The sequence below is a fragment of the Thalassoroseus sp. genome, assembly GCF_984380535.1.
This window is the reverse complement of sequence record NZ_CFHRBF010000013.1, coordinates 65,757-81,376: the sequence shown is the minus strand read 5'-3', so window position 1 is coordinate 81,376 and position 15,620 is coordinate 65,757. Positions and strand designations below refer to the sequence as shown.

The following is a 15,620-nucleotide window of genomic DNA, read 5'->3' as shown; positions in this document are numbered from 1 at the left end:
CGCTCTGTCACGACCACGAATCAATGCCCGGAGAGACCCAAAGTCTCAAAGGGCTTTTTTTGTTTCCTTGAGTTCGGATATTCAAGTGTTTTCCCAAAACGAAAGTGGTGAAGACGATCTCACTTCCCAACGCTGCTGGGTTGTGTGGCGACAGGACGACAACGGCAATCGTTTCGTTGTCGAAGCGAATCTGACTCGCGAGAGGGCTCAGGCGTTGGCGGCGGAATTGGAATCGCATGGCCACAAACAGTTGTACTGGGTCTCTCGCAACAAACAGACTACGTGAGAACGGACGGTCGGCATAATCCGCGTAATTCTCCAATTCGTGGCCAACTCGCCCGAAACTCCACAGGCCCGCGGTTTACCATCGTTTGCGACTGAACGATTGGCCGATACCGATTCCGTGGAGACCGGTTCGCGCCTCACGGTAGCGAGTTTCGGCTCTCGACTTTCTGCGGTGTGTCCAATTTGGCGTGACCACTGCAGAAGCAAAAAACCGTGATACGGTCCAGATCCTGTCAGCCAACCCTTCTTCGGTCGCGAACATCATGTCTGCATCATCATCGGGACAAGAAAGTCGCGGTGCGCTTCGGCTTCGTCAGCGGATTTTCCGCCCGCAGACACTCTTCGCAACCGCATCGTTGGTCATGTTGGCCGTCTTTGGACCGCGACTTATCCGCCATTTGCCTGACCTCAGCGAGCAAAGTGAATATCAATTGCGGGCGTCGAAAATCGAGATCACGCCCCCACCGCACTGGGTCCCCTACGATTTGATCCGTCAGGTTGTCGACGCCGCTGGATGGGAGAACAATGGTGCAAGCGTTTTGGAAGATGAACTCGCCGAGGAAGTGGCAGTGGCTTTCGGTCGGCATCCATGGGTAAGCCGAGTGAACCAAGTTCGCAAAATTCCGCCGAATGTGGTGGAGATCGATCTCAGTTACCGACAACCGGTCGGGTTGGTCGAGATTGGTCAGGGGCTGTATTACCCGATCTCCGCTGATGCGGTCCTACTGCCACCGGCTGACTTTTCCCGGGCAGATTTCGGACGATACCCGATCATCCGAGGGGTGTCGTCGTTACCAGAGGGACCGGCGGGAAGCGTATGGGGAGATGCAATGGTCGTCGGGGCCGCACGACTCGCCGAACATTTGATGCGGTCGTACGATCGAGACCGGTGTCATTGGGAAGCGTTTGGTTTGATGGCAGTGAATTGCCCCGATGAACCAGAAACGGACGGGGAGACAGAAGTCGACGACATCAACTTCTCGTTGACGACGACCCAAGGTTCCGAAATCTTATGGGGACGAGCCCCGGGAACTGGGCATCCGGGTGAGTTGTCCGCCGAACAGAAGATTGGCCGGCTTCGGCAGTATCTCGATGATTACGGAAGCTTCGTGCATCCAAGCGGACCGCTCGAAATCGACATCCGACATTGGCAAGAGATTACCCAACGTCTTTTGAATTCACGCACAGCATCGCGTCGTTGACCGGACTGGTTTCCAATAAAAAAAGCCCAGGGACTAACGTCCTTGGGCTTTTGTCGTTTGTTGAATTCGAGACTTCGATCAACCAAAGGGATTCCGTAGGAACTTCTGGTAAGGCAGGCGGACGTCACGGAACTTGACTTGATCGGCCTTCAGCACGCCGTTCTGTTGCGGCAGGAATCCTTGGGCTCCGAGGAATGTCACGACGTCGTCCTGATCGACCCCGTCACCGGAGACACCAAGCCCGCCGATTAACACGCCATCGCGGTACAACGGGGTGCTACCCGGGAAGAAGACGATTCCGTTTTGGTTGTCCGGATCGTTGCCCGGCACGTCGGCGAAGTTGAAGTTGGTGGTCTGGTCAATCACGCTTGGATCGAATGAATTCCGTCCAAGAACCGTGTCTTGGTACGCCTCCGCGTCTTGCGGCGTGCCATTGTTTTCGGCAGTGTAGGGATTGATGAACGAGTTATTCAGCGTCGAGAACGGGCCGGGCGGAGATTGGTCAATCCCCGATGGGAATCGGCCTTCGGCTAGGAAGCGGAATGTCCGGTTCGTAAACGCGGTACCTTCGGGAACGCCTTCGAGCTGGTCGGATTCCAGCAGTTCGTCCGAGGCGTAGTACGTCACATTGCGAGCCTTGGCGACGGCTACATCGATCGAAAACACCGTGGCGTCTTGCATGCGGAACAGACCGACGACATTGCCATCGAGATCCGTGATCGAAATCACCATCCGTGTCCGACTGCTTGGGTCTCCTGTGTCGCCGCGGAGTCGGACTGCAGCCCGCACTTGCTGGGCGGCGGCAACGGCTTGATCGATGACTTGCTGAACCTCACTCGCGGTGATGGAACCCGGCGTGGAACCGTCACGCGGCGGTACGACGAATCCAAAGGGAACTTCGCGACCATCCACAAAGTTCGCAGCGTTGTTTTCCACGTTGGGATTCACCGTCGTCAGTGTGCCATCAGGAGCTGCAAACAATCCGCTGGCTCCCTCGGCGCGTCCAATCGACATGCCATGAGCAAGGACTTCACCCACACCTTGACGGTTTGCAATCGGTCCCACAACTTGCAGCGTAATCCCGACCAAATCGAGACGGCCAAATGGCAAATCGATGCTCGGAATCGCTTCCAGCAAACCTTCACCGGCGAAAATATCAGCTTTGGCACCGGGAATACCGACCGCCCCCGCCAGAAGACTTCCGCCCACTGCGGTGAGGGCCATGTATTCTGCTTCGAGGACTTTCGGAGCATTGGTCCGTTGTTCCTCGGTTTGACCAATCCCGGGGATGAAATTCTGCTCGAAGGTGGCGAAACCATCGCGCCCCGGGAAGAAGACCCCGATGCCACCGATCAACGTTTCGCCTACCCCGTCGCCATTCGTGTCGCGGTAGATCGGAATCCCACCAGGCAACGTGGCAACCCCACGCGAGCGGGCATTCGGATCGAGACCAGAGACTTCCCCGAAGGAAAGCGGCTCACGAAGAGCATCCACCAGTTGCGGATCGACGGCTTCAAAGGGAATGTTGAAACGGAGAATGTCGCCGGCAGCAGGTGGATTGTTGACGTCCTGGTTCGGATTCACATTCGTTCGGTCAGCGACACGATCGCGGTTGGTATGTTCGATCGCAAAGAGGTCGACCGGTGGGGTGAAGTTGACTTCCGGCGGGAAGTGTCCACCGATGCCGATCGGGGCGACATAACCTGGACCGCGGAGTGTGTCGTCGAAGTCCGCACGAACGGTCGCCCGGCCTTCGACTTCGCGTTGCGTAATCGTGGTTTGGCTAATGAACCGAATGAGTCGGCTCGTCAGCGGAGCTAGTGTTCCCCCTGGACTAAACGAGTCCGTGTTAGTCGGATCGCCGTTGGAGAAGATGGCTGCAGTTCGAGCTTTCGCGACAGCACCTTCGACGAAGAATGAAAATGCTTCGCGTTCGGTTTGTGTATCGATCAGCATGTTGCCATTGCCGAAGGAAGCGGTGTTCGTCGAATCGTTGATGTTTCGAATCACGCCGTCTTCAGCCAACACGCCGAGGATACTCCCTGAACGGTCGACGACCGCGATGACCGCATCATCGCTTGCGGTGGCAGCCGACGCTCGACGAAGGAGTCGTTCGACTTCCTCGGCGGACAATTGACTTAGAGACATTGCATAGACACTGAACGTCGCATTCTCTGCTGCCATTTGCTCGATCGTTGTGTAGAACGAGCCGTGCTCTGCCGAATATTCGATGGCATCGGACGTCATCTCGGTGTTATAGAAACCCCGCATGATATCCGGGTTCGACAGGCTTCCGCCGTCTTGCATACCGAGTACGTGACCGATTTCGTGCGAGAGAACGGTGTAGTAATCGACCGTATCGGTGACGTCACCATTGCCGATTTCCAGGTCCCAGTTCTCGGTGGCATCGAGCCACGCGACTCCCGCGACATTGATCGACGCGTCGTCATTCAGTCGGGTAACGGCCCCGCCACCGAGACCAAGCGTCCCGCCTTGACTGCTATTGTAACCGAAGGCTTCTAGCGCTCCGGTTCCAATATTCATGATCTCGTAGTTCTCGGCGTAGATGTCGCGTTCGAACTGCACGATTCCGCCGGTTGCCGACGACCAATCCGCGAGTGCTTGTTCCGCGACGGCGATTTCTTCATCGGTGATGTAGTTCTCATAATCACCGATGCTGCGGAAGTCGTATTTGACGGTGACGGGTTCTTCCAGGTCTTCCCACCAAGCGGGAAAACGAACTTCTGTTTCCGTACTGCCTTCGGCTCCCGCTCCGTTGGCCGCTTCGGTGTCGATGGTGGTGACGTTCTCGATGCCAGTGCCTTCCGCACCTGCATTGACGGCAATACCGCCCGGTCCCGCACCGATGTTTCCACCGAACGCTCCCGATTCGCCTTCGGTCTGAGAAGAACCGGTTGTCGGGGATGAAGTCGGAACAGCAAAGCCATTTGGCGTGTTACTGGTCGGAGTGTCCGCGAAGGACGGCGGCAACGCGGACGCATTGAGTCCGCCATCGAGTTCGCTACCAACTGTGCCGGTTGAAGTCGGCGGATTCGTAGTCGGCGGGGCAAGGTTCGTGGTAGTCGTCGGCGAATACGTTTCCGTGTTGCCGACAGGTGGATAATCATACGCGGCGTTCGGTCCCTGGGGCGGCTGCGACGTCGAGACACCGGCGTTGGTATTCGCCGGAGCGATCATCGCCGGTTCTGGCGGTGCCCAGTTTCCCATCTCGGGGGCATCAAATGCACCGAGACACAAACGTGGTTCTAAATGTTCGACTTGAGACAGAGACGCATCCCGGTCTGGTCGCGGCTCGGCGGATTGCTGCGCCGCAAGGCGGTTCAGTGTTTTCTTCAACCACTTCACGAGTCAGGCTCCCGATTGCGGCAAAGTAGCTGGCGACGTCGACACGCATCGCCTCCGAATCCATCGCCTTGTCAGTGGCGTCTGATCCAAACCGCAGGCTCTCCAACCGCGGCCTGATTCGAATTCCTGACGAAAACGACTTGTTTTCCGTTCACCACGGGGATGAGAGGAAAACACATGATCATTGATCGGAACAATCCGCAGCATTCATCCAGCTAAACTGAACGAAAAAACCGGAATCATCGGAAAAACCGGTAAAATCTCTCCAGTTTATCAGCCTGGTCGGACGATCAATACTTTGCGGGCACAATCAGATCGTTTTTCACGGCGGCCATTTATATAGCCAATGCCTGGAAACTTGATGAATCGTGTCGGCAAGCGGGATGGCCCGGCACTACGGTTCCGTTCTACTCCCGTTGCTCTCCACTCGTCTCCTGGATGTTTTTCTACCACTCACCGTTCGCCAGAATTGTTGCACTCGCCCGTTCGGACATGGGTTGGGTCGCATTCCAGCAGCGGGAATTCGTGGGGCCGAGCAGTGATCCGAGCATTTCTTAATCGCGTCTTCGATACGCGACCGACAAACCAACGACACGATCGCGACGACAACCACACGCGTTGGCGGTGGCTGACTTCCGCGACTGCGGGGCTGCTTGCGATCGGGTCCGTCACAGAATCCGTCGCTGCGGAACCATGGCCGACGGTTCCCAAGCCGGACCTGATCGCGTCTGCACCGGGCATGTCTTCAAACCAAGAAGCGTCCACGCTTTTAGAGTTGCTCCGCGACCCTGATCGTCGTGTACGATTGGCAGCGATCGAAGCCGCTCGAGCTGCGAGTCCAGACTCGAAGCTGCAGATGCAGATCGAGCACATGGCGATGCAGGATTCCGATCCGCTCGTCAAAGGCAATGCTCGGCTGCTCGCCACGGAAATGAAACACGGGCTGACCGGGCCTTCCGTTTCGCCACCGACGTCAACCGGGTTTATCGATAAACCCGAGGAACAGCCGTTCGGCTCGACGAGCGTGCGGACCATTTCAGACGAAATTCCGCATCCGGAAGCAGTCTTAGCACCTGCCCCGGTTGATCCGAGATTTGTCGCACCGGCGGAAAACGATCATCTGCCATCATTACGACAAGATACGGCGTTGTCTCCGATTCAACCATTCTGGAGCAACAGCGAACCGGATGGACATGACCCTCGTGTCGCACGACCGGCGGACGGAAGCCCCGTGCGGATCGGTAGCTATTGGGACCAGGTGGAAGCCTCACCAATCTCCAATTACGACGGCAATCCGCTGATGACGCCTCACGGTTTCGCGGCCAGTGATCCGCCTCCGGGCTTCGCCGATGGCGATGGTGACGACTTGCTTGGTCGCCCATTGACACCGCCATTCCAACAAGACGAAGTCCCATACTACGATCCGGTCTACGCTGACCAACCGCCATATTTGCAAACTGCGTTCGAGCCGCCGAACGGTTTTTCCGGGCCATCCAGTGTTTTGCCTCGGGAAGGACAATCGAGCAATCACTTCGTGCCCGTCGAGGACCGGTGGCGAATTGGTTATCCCGAGTGGGACCGTTACGGTCGCAATCATCCGGTCACGGACGATTACCCGTTCGTCAAAGGCCACTGGTGGGATCCGTACAACCAGAACGTGCTGAAGGGCGACTACCCAATCATGGGGCAGCATACCTTCTTGAACGTGACGCTGCAGAACCGCCTCATCTTGAACTATGCAAACGTGCCGACAGCGACAACACCGTTTGAAAGCACGCGGGCCAGTGGCCAAGAAGAGTTCTTCGGCGATGGAAACTTCGACTTCATTCTGAATACGACTTCGGCCCAAATCACTTTGTTCCACGGCAACACGGCCGTGTTCAAACCGCTGGACTGGCAATTGCGTGTTACACCGGTGGTGGCCGAGAGTAACCTGTTCGTCGGCGAACTCGCCGGTGTGAATCCCGATGTCCGTAAAGGACGTAAACGGATTCGCAGCGACTTTGCATTGGAGGAATGGTTCGGTGAAGTCAAACTCGCGGATCTCAGTCCCGATTACGACTTCCTCTCCATGCGAGCCGGGTCGCAGTTCTTCAACTCAGACTTTCGTGGCTTGATTTTCTCCGATATCAACCGTGGGGTCCGCCTGTTCGGGACGAATTTCGGGAACCGCGATCAGTTCAACCTGATCCTGTTCGACCAAACCGAAAAAGACACGAACACGCTGCTCAACACGTTTGAGGACCGACATCAAAACACGTTGATCGCCAACTACTACCGGCAAGACTTCGTGTTCCCCGGTTACACGGCTCAATTCAGCTATCACTTCAACGATGACCAACCGAGCACCGAGTTCGATAAGAACAACTTCCTCGTCCGGCCGGACCCGATTGGGGTGTTCCAACCGCACCGGGTGACGTCGCACTACTTCGGCTTCGCCGGCGATGGGCACATCGGGCGGATTAACGTCTCGAACGCGTTCTACTGGGTAACCGGGGAAGACTCCCGCAACCCGATTGCCGGTGAAAAGCAAGACATCAACGCGAACATGCAGGCGTTTGAATTGTCGATCGACCGTGACTGGGTCCGCTTCCGCACTTCGTTCTTCCGGGCGAGTGGTGACGACGATCCCTTCGATGACCAAGCTCGCGGGTTCGATGCGATCTTCGACAACCCGAACTTTGTCGGGGGGGAATTCAGCTACTGGCAACGTCAAGCGATTCGCTTGTTCGGCGTCAATGTGACGAACGTGAACAGCTTGGTCGCGAACTTGCGGTCTAGCAAATTCCAAGGCCAAACGAACTTCGTGAACCCGGGGATCGACATTGTCAACTTCGGGATGGACTTCGAAGTCACGCCGAAGCTCAAGGTCATCACCAACTATAACTACCTGTGGTTCGACACGACCGAGGTGCTAGAAGTGGTCGCCTTCCAAGACAACATCGATCCGGAAATCGGCGTCGACATCAGCATGGGGATCGAGTATCGACCGCTGCTCAACGACAACATCATTGTGGTCGCGGGCTTGGCGAGTTTGATTCCGGGAGCCGGTTTCGACGACCTCTTCGGACGAGCCGACACCGACCGAGCACTTGCCGGTGTCGGAGAGGAAAAAGTCGCCAACCAGTACTCGAACTTCCTCGAACTGATTTTGACGTACTAACGGGTATTCTGGTGCGACGTGATGCACCCTGCGGATCAATCTGCAAAAACGCAAACAGCCCCGAGGCCAAAACCCCGGGGCTGTTTTTTTGTTGCTCGGTGTGAAATTACTTACTTGATAATTTGGGTGCTCGACGCATTTCGAACTGGCACCGTATTGGGCTCGGCGGCAATCCGTTCGTTGCGTTTGTCCAAGAATCGACGGGCGACGTCGCGAACTTGGGAATCGTTCATGTATCGCAAGTTGCTCGCTTCGACGAGTGGCTTGATGACGTTCATCGCTCGGTTGATCGTATTCTCGTTCATCGCCAACTCGATGAATTGACGTCGAAGTTCCGTCAGCGTGTGAAGTTGCCCGTCGAGTTCATCTCGCAAGTCAGAGAGGATTTCGAGGGATTGCACGGCTGTGATCACTTCTTCCGTCCGCGATGCGAGATCGGTCTGCATTTCGAGCAAGGCTCGCAAGTTCCGTCCGGCAACGAGGTTCGTGTCTTCGTCGTAGTTGAGCGAATCACGCAGCGTGATCAACTCGCCAGCATTGGCGGCGGCCAACTCGTTGTCTCCACCGCGAGAGACCAGCGTTTCCTTGATCTTCACCAAGGCTTGCACGGAATCGGTCGCTGTCGGGATGTTTTCGGATTGCGTATTGATCTGGTTCTTCAGGGCCACGTAATCGTTGTGAGTGGCAACAGCCGCGTCGATTCCATCGTGGCTGGCGATGACATCGTCCCGCAGGTCCACCATTTCGGCGACATAGTCAATCGCATCGCTCGTGCCTGCCGAACCGGCGATCACATCGTCTTTCAAGTTGACCAACTCAGCTACCTGCCCGCGAGCGACATCAGCCCCGACAGATTGCACAACGATTGTGTCCTTCAGCTTGATCAGTTCATCAGCTGTCTGTGCGGCTTCGGCCGTATTTTTGCCGGCTCGAATCGTTTCGAGTTGCAAGCGATGCATTCCGTTCAAGGCTGCCTGTGTTGGTGCCAAGGTATCGGCTTGTTCGCGAACGGTGTCTTTGAGACCAACGAGCCCAGCCAATGTGGCTTTGGCTTCGTCCATGTTCTCACCTGCGGCCATCGCACGCCGTTTGAACGAGATCAGTTCGTTCAGCCCGGTGGTAGCCTGCTCGTCGAATTCACCTTCTTCGAGAATTTGCTCGTGGAGTTTTTGAATCAACCGGAGGGTTTCGACAGCAGAGTCCGTCATCCGCGACTGACCGGCAACCGACGTTTGCAACGCAGCCAAGCGATCGAGTGATGCGAACGCAGCCGGCGTTTTCGCGGCTTCGGCTTCCACGTCTTGTCGGAAGCGAGAGATCGCAGGCACGACACGTTCGGCTTGGTGCACACGCACGGCTTGCTCTTTGAGGGACGCCAGCAAGCTATTCGTTCGAGAGGCTTCACCAGCCACGCCGACCAGCGAATCCATGTTACGTTTCATGCGAATCAGTTCGCGATTCACCGCTTCAAGCCGTTGATTCATCGGCTCGACAACCAAAACGTACACACCGACCAAACCGGCAAACAAGCCGAAAGCCAACATGCCCCAATGGTGTCTTGGTTCTGCTTCGTTCCCCGCGATGCGGGTTCCTTCTGTGTACTGCACGCGATTCCTCCTTGGGATCGGTGGCGTTCGAAATCGAACGTCGTAAGCTAAGGGGTCTTCAAGAAGTCCGCCTGGTGTCTGCCAATGGCCCGGAAAAAATTGCCAGACTTACAAACTCCTTTTCACAGTACCCAGTATCGCCAAACTACCCATACCTCCTGTTGCAAAACCTGCGGGATTCCGGGAGACCTCGGGATTTCTGCCGATTTTGCAGGTTCGGCATGGAATTCCAGTTCGAATTGCCGCATGGTATCTGCTCGCGTCAAATTTCTCGTTTTTCCATCAACATAATGATCTCATGGCTCCAGTAATTCGCCCTGCAACCGGTGACGATTTTTCGATCATCGCTGACTTCAATATTCGGATGGCATTGGAGACCGAAGAACTCCAATTAGATCGCAGCGTTGTCGAGCAAGGCGTTCGAGCAGCTATTGCGGACGATCGGCGTGGCCAGTACTTCGTCGCCGAGCGCAAGGGAGAAGTGGCCGGTTGTTTGCTGATCACTTACGAATGGAGCGACTGGCGGAACGGCAACATCTGGTGGGTCCAAAGTGTTTACGTCGCTCCTGAGCATCGACGATGTGGTGTTTTTCGGGCGTTATGCGAACATGCCGTCACGGAGGCGCGAACGAATCCCGAAGCGGTCGGGCTGCGGTTGTACGTGGAAAAAGACAACCAAACAGCTCAAACCGTCTACGAGAAACTTGGTTGGACGCGTCCCGGCTATCTTGTCATGGAGAACATGTTCCCAAAGATAAGTTCGAGCAAGTCATGATGCTGTGAATGGCCAGTGCCGACCTTGGCCATTCGTTACGCATCCTACTTGTTCCGTTTCTCCCACGCAGCGACTTTTTCCTTCACGCCGGGAATCAGCCGTTCGGCATTCCGATGGTAAACCATCCGAAGGATCGAGTCGGGCAGTCCTAACCCGTAGATGTTCCATAGTCCCTGCGGTGGAAATGGATTGTCCTCATACGGAAAATTTTCGTCGTACGTTTCCAGAAACCGAAAGTGCGGGATGAGTTCCGACATCGGTGGCACACCGTCGGTGCCAAAGAGAATGCGGTCACCGTACTTCAAAAAGAATTTCCGCGCGGTGTAGGGTTGCCGCCCGAGTTCCGCAACTCGGGCAGCGATCTCGACGTTCATATTGGGATACCGATCGAGATACGAGCCCAGCTTTTTCAAGTCTTCCGGAATGTCCGCCATGTGCGCACAGATGAAAGTCGTCTGCTTGTGTTTCGCAATCACCCGATTTCGTGCATCGATCAGTTCCTGATGTTTCGGAAAATCCTTGCCATGAAAACTCCATTCCGGATGGCGGAACAATTCCTCCCAACGTTCGTTGTATTCGTTTGTCGGGCGGAAAAACGCGATCGGATCTGCGACATGCCACAAGACGGGAATTCCAAGCTCCCCTGCCCGTTGCCAGACCGGATCGAATCGCGGATCATCCGGGACCAGCAGCTTGCCCTCTGCATCTCGCAGATAAAGCCCAAGCATCTTTGTCAGTTTCAAGCCTGACGCTCCGAGTTTGACGGCTTCAGACAAAGCGTCGGCGGTCTTGAGCCCGAAGCCGGGTCGATTGACTGCCCATGTCGCCGGTTCGTCTTTGTCGCCGTCGCCGATGAAATCCATTCTTGCAAACACGACGAAACGATCCGGGTGTCGTTCCGTCAGACGACGATAATGCGGAAGAAATGCAGGCCCGACGACACCGTCGAGCGAAACCGAGACCGGAATGTTGGCCTCCGTCATCGCTTGAACCATGTCGTCGAGTTCCTGATCCGAAAGCGTTTTCGGGTGAGTGTGCACATTGACACACGGGAACTTGGCCCGCGTGAGAATATGTTCCTCGACCTTCAACGATGGTTGTGGACGAAACTCGTCCAAGTAAATCCGCCGGGGCTGCTTCGGTTGTTCAGACTCTTGTCCCAGCAGCGGCGAACCGACACCGACGAAAATACAAGCAAAGACAATTCTCAAAACGTGCATAACGAAACCAATTTCGAATCTGTAGCGAACAAGTTGAATCTGCGGGGGCAACGAATCGTATAACGTCTCAAAACAAATGTCTTGGAGAAAGGGAAATGAAGAATTCGGATCGGCAACTGAGCAAGTTTCTTAGCTACGTCCTCCGACACAATCCCGGCTCGATTGGAATCGAATTGGATTCAGCCGGTTGGACCGAGATCGACACCTTGCTGCTTCGCGCGAACGCGGATGGTTCCCGTATGTCGAGACATGATCTCGAACGGATCGTTCGCGAGTCCGAGAAACAACGATTCCACATCAGCGATGATGGAGAACGCATCCGAGCCAATCAAGGCCATTCCGTAGCGGTGGATTTGGAGCTGACTCCAAAATCTCCACCGGAAACACTCCATCATGGCACGGTCTCTCGGTTTCTGGATTCCATTCGCACGCATGGTTTGCTCAGAGGCCAGCGACATCATGTGCATCTTTCGGCCGAAAAAGAAACAGCGACACAGGTCGGTGCTCGTCGTGGGAAACCGGTGGTGTTGCAAGTGAGATCACACGCGATGAGTGTCGCCGGGTATGAGTTCTTTCTCTCGGATAACGGTGTTTGGCTGACTGAACATGTGCCGCCGCAATATTTGATTTTCCCGCCCTCACCGCCGGACTGACGAACCACGCCTCTCCTACTCGTCATGTTTGCGTCTCGGAGCGGGCGACGTTATCTTCGAGCAAACTTTGATAACCATTGAAACTTGAAGATAAAGAGTGAACTGATGTCCGAAGCCCAAGTGGAAGTGATGACTCGCGAAAACGGTCCGATTTTGATTACCGGACCGGTCACTTTGAAAGATCATCTCGGAAACACTTACAACCTCGGCGAAAAAGAAAAATTTGCCCTCTGTCGCTGTACGAAGTCCGAGAAAATGCCGTTCTGCGATGGAACGCACAAGACGTGCGGATTCGAAGCTCAGCACCTTGCCCCGCCGGAAGCCTAGTTTCGATTCGGTCGTGCGTTGTCCATCGCGTTCGGGAGTTCTCCGGGTATGAAGCCTTTAACTGTTGTCGGTTTGCAAGCGTTTCTGTTTTTGTTCCTAACGGCACCGCTGTTGTCCGAAGAGATATCTGACAAGCAGCGTGAGTCCCTGCAGAAACAACTGACCACACTTCAGAATGCAATCGACGCGGAGAAAGACCGTCGAAAATCGAATGCCGAGGAGAACGGCACACGTTTAGACATGCGATCGGTCGCGGATGTCGAGATCTACGCCAAAGCCGTCGAATGGGCACTTCGCTGGAATGAGTTTCCGAAGAAGGGTTCGTACGGCGAAACAACAAAGGCTTTGGTAACCGGTATGAATCGGTTGGCCATGTTGAAGGCTGATCAATCGGTTTGGAACGACGTCAAAGCGACCACAATTCGCGGGTATTACTCGGAAATCGATCAGTCGGTCCAACCGTATGCACTGACACTGCCCAAAGATTTCGACTCCGAGAGCACGAAACGTTGGCCGTTGTACGTCGTGTTGCATGGCCGAGCGAATCAGATGAACGAGGTGAACTTCATCGATCGCCACGACGGCAAAGCCACTCCTGAAGGGCAACCGTGGATTCAGCTCGATGTCTACGGACGTGGCAACAACGCGTACCGTTGGGCGGGTGAAACGGATGTGTTCGAAGCAATTGAAGATGTTCGCCGACGCTACCGTATCGATCACCGCCGCATTTCGCTGTGGGGTTTCTCGATGGGTGGAGCCGGTGCTTGGCATCTTGGTTTGCATCACCCCGGAAAGTGGGCATCTGTTGGTGCAGGTGCAGGGTTTGTGGACTTCTACAAGTATCAAAATCAGTCTGAAAAACTTCCGGCTTGGCAAGATTCCACGCTGCACATCTACGATGCCGTCGATTACTCGTTGAACGCCTTCAATGTTCCGATGATTGGCTACGGCGGAGAGAACGACCCGCAACGTGCCGCCGCCGAAAGTGTCGCTGCGGCTACACACGAAGTGGGGATCGAAATTGACGTGCTCGTGGGCAAAAACATGGGGCACAAGTTCGATGAGGATAGTCGTGAAAAGTTCATGAAGTTCCTCAGCGAACAAAACGCCACCGGACGACCTGGTTATCCCGGACGCCAGCAACTTCGCTTCATCACTTACACTCCCAAATACAATCGCTGCGATTGGCTGGAAGTCAGTCAACTTGGCCGGATGTACGAACCGGCGGTGGTCGAGGGAGGCCGAACAAACGACGGGATTCTCAGCCTCACAACCAAAAACGTGGTGGCACTCAAGATCGCACGTGAGGTGGCAGCGCAAATCGAGATCGACGGTCAACCGTTGCCGCTGAGCTTCGCTGCTGATGGTCTCTTGCCAGACGTCTACTATGTGCATCGTGGCCGAGGCTGGCGAGTTCTGAACTACCAAGAATCGCGGAACTTCGACGCAAACTCCGACCGGATGAAACATCGCGACTTACAAGGCCCGATCGACGATGCGTTCATGCAATCGTTTATCTGTGTCCGCGGAACGGGCACGGCTTGGACCGAGCCTCAAAACGCATGGGCCAATTGGACCTACGACCGCTTCCAAACCGAGTTCGACCAATGGATGCGTGCCAATATCCCGACGGTCAACGACACTGAACTGACCGACGAAATGATCGAGAACAACAATATCGTGCTGTTCGGCGATCCGGGCTCGAATGCTGTTCTCGCCAAAATTCTGCCCGATCTGCCGGTGCGTTGGACGGAAGATAAGATTCAGATTGGCAATAACTCTTACGACGCTCACTCTCACGGACTGTGCATGATTTTCCCGAATCCGCTCAATCCACGCCGGTACGTGGTCATCAACAGCGGCCACACCTTCCACGATAAGGACTTCAAAGCGTCGAACTCGTGGTTATTTCCTAGGCTCGGAGACGTGGCTGTGGTGAAATTCGAGAAGACAGACAACGGATTCCGCGAGGAAATCGCGTGGGCTGAGATCTTCAATAGCGGATGGCGATTGCCAAGTCAGAACGTTCCCGATCATGCTGACTCAGAAGACAATCCCTAGACCAGCCACTGGGCCATCGATGTCGAACTCACCAAGTTCGTAGGAGTCGTAGCCGCCGAAGATTTCGAGTGATCCGTACACGAACCCGGCGGTCACTCGCCAGTGAAAGAGCTGGTCACTGGAAATTTGGCCCCAGTCGATTTCGCCGGAGACTAAAAATGGACGGCGAATGTAGAAGTCTGTTCCGTAGGTAAAGTTGTACCCGACTTTCGTATCGCCTTCCTCAAGGGCATACGCCGCTCCGCCGCCAAACCGGAGGGTGATACGACTAACGTCGAGCTTGTAGACGAGATTGGCATCGCCCGTCCACAACTCCCCGACGACATCCGAATTCCGAGTTTTGTCGTACCAGGTCGCTTCCGCGTCCATACCAAACTGTCCTGACAGTTGCGTCATCAGCTGTCCGTGGATACGGACTTCGTCATTGTAGTCTTCGGAATAATCAAACCGTAATCGGGTTCCCGCCCCGAACATGCCGCCATTTTGCGCCCGAATGACAATTGCTTCTGTCTCACGCAGCAAGTCGTTCACGTCCGAGCGATAGAAAACATCCGCCTCTGTACTGCCCGCGGTCGTCTCGTGCTCAGCCGGTGTCACGCAACTGGCGATCACCTCATCCAACCGAAAGCAGGGTTCTTCGATCGGTCCAAACACATCGCTTGGTGCGATCAGAGTGCCGAATTCCCAGTCCGCCGCAATCGACGTCTCAGGGTATGTTGCCATAAGAAGGATGATCAGCAGTCGTGAAAATTGCCGCATATCATCACCTACCGTCTGGTCGACCAGCGGATTCCGAGAGTTGGATTGATAGAGAGGAAGAGGCAGGCGTTCTATGACGACCATCCGAATCTGTCAATCCCGACCGTCAGCCAGAAAGTGAACATACCCCCACACTGCGGAAGCCGTCTTGACGGAATTTTCAAATCGAGCTAGCATCAATTTTCAGACAAGCCGATTTGAT

11 protein-coding genes are annotated in these 15,620 nt (G+C 55.2%); 7 read left to right on the top strand and 4 right to left on the bottom strand.

Annotated elements, in window-relative coordinates; genetic code table 11:
* Positions 1-85 precede the first annotated feature (85 nt).
* Together AC5DDB_RS18485 and AC5DDB_RS18480 are read left to right on the top strand one after the other, a co-directional pair.
* Positions 86-286 carry a hypothetical protein gene (locus AC5DDB_RS18485; protein WP_491741233.1) on the top strand — a complete coding sequence of 67 codons (201 nt, stop codon included), beginning with the start codon at positions 86-88 and terminating at the stop codon, positions 284-286.
* Between the two features lie 262 nt (positions 287-548).
* Complete coding sequence (locus AC5DDB_RS18480) at positions 549-1,487, top strand: cell division protein FtsQ/DivIB (RefSeq protein WP_491741232.1); 939 nt, start codon at positions 549-551, stop codon at positions 1,485-1,487.
* Positions 1,488-1,565: 78 nt separating this feature from the next.
* Here the strand turns inward: AC5DDB_RS18480 and AC5DDB_RS18475 are convergent, their stop codons facing one another.
* On the bottom strand, positions 1,566-4,853 hold the full coding sequence (locus AC5DDB_RS18475; protein WP_491741231.1) for a heme-binding protein: 3,288 nt from the start codon (positions 4,851-4,853) through the stop codon (positions 1,566-1,568).
* A 538-nt stretch (positions 4,854-5,391) separates the two neighbouring features.
* On the opposite strand from AC5DDB_RS18475, the gene AC5DDB_RS18470 reads away from it, so the two are divergent.
* Entirely contained in the window at positions 5,392-8,016 is a 2,625-nt protein-coding gene (locus tag AC5DDB_RS18470) for a hypothetical protein (RefSeq protein WP_491741230.1), read from the top strand.
* Positions 8,017-8,126: 110 nt separating this feature from the next.
* On the opposite strand, the gene AC5DDB_RS18465 is transcribed toward AC5DDB_RS18470, so the two are convergent.
* Complete coding sequence (locus AC5DDB_RS18465; protein ID WP_491741229.1) at positions 8,127-9,623, bottom strand: hypothetical protein; 1,497 nt, start codon at positions 9,621-9,623, stop codon at positions 8,127-8,129.
* A gap of 298 nt (positions 9,624-9,921) precedes the next feature.
* Between AC5DDB_RS18465 and AC5DDB_RS18460 the strand changes: the two genes are divergently transcribed.
* A complete protein-coding gene (locus AC5DDB_RS18460; RefSeq protein ID WP_491741228.1) occupies positions 9,922-10,398 on the top strand; it encodes a GNAT family N-acetyltransferase in 477 nt (158 codons plus the stop codon).
* A gap of 44 nt (positions 10,399-10,442) precedes the next feature.
* Here AC5DDB_RS18460 and AC5DDB_RS18455 read toward each other — a convergent pair whose 3' ends face one another.
* Positions 10,443-11,618: an amidohydrolase family protein gene (locus AC5DDB_RS18455; protein ID WP_491741227.1), complete on the bottom strand. Its 1,176-nt coding sequence runs from the start codon at positions 11,616-11,618 to the stop codon at positions 10,443-10,445.
* A 95-nt stretch (positions 11,619-11,713) separates the two neighbouring features.
* On the opposite strand from AC5DDB_RS18455, the gene AC5DDB_RS18450 reads away from it, so the two are divergent.
* From AC5DDB_RS18450 to AC5DDB_RS18440, 3 genes are all read left to right on the top strand, one after another.
* Positions 11,714-12,271 (top strand): RNA 2'-phosphotransferase, encoded by a 558-nt coding sequence (locus AC5DDB_RS18450; RefSeq protein WP_491741226.1) that lies wholly within the window; start codon positions 11,714-11,716, stop codon positions 12,269-12,271.
* A 105-nt stretch (positions 12,272-12,376) separates the two neighbouring features.
* Complete coding sequence (locus AC5DDB_RS18445; protein ID WP_491741225.1) at positions 12,377-12,598, top strand: CDGSH iron-sulfur domain-containing protein; 222 nt, start codon at positions 12,377-12,379, stop codon at positions 12,596-12,598.
* A gap of 48 nt (positions 12,599-12,646) precedes the next feature.
* Positions 12,647-14,659 (top strand): alpha/beta hydrolase-fold protein, encoded by a 2,013-nt coding sequence (locus AC5DDB_RS18440; protein ID WP_491741224.1) that lies wholly within the window; start codon positions 12,647-12,649, stop codon positions 14,657-14,659.
* On the opposite strand, the gene AC5DDB_RS18435 is transcribed toward AC5DDB_RS18440, so the two are convergent.
* Entirely contained in the window at positions 14,642-15,418 is a 777-nt protein-coding gene (locus AC5DDB_RS18435; RefSeq protein WP_491741223.1) for a hypothetical protein, read from the bottom strand. The two genes, AC5DDB_RS18440 and AC5DDB_RS18435, sit on opposite strands and share 18 nt — an antisense overlap.
* Positions 15,419-15,620: the final 202 nt, after the last annotated feature.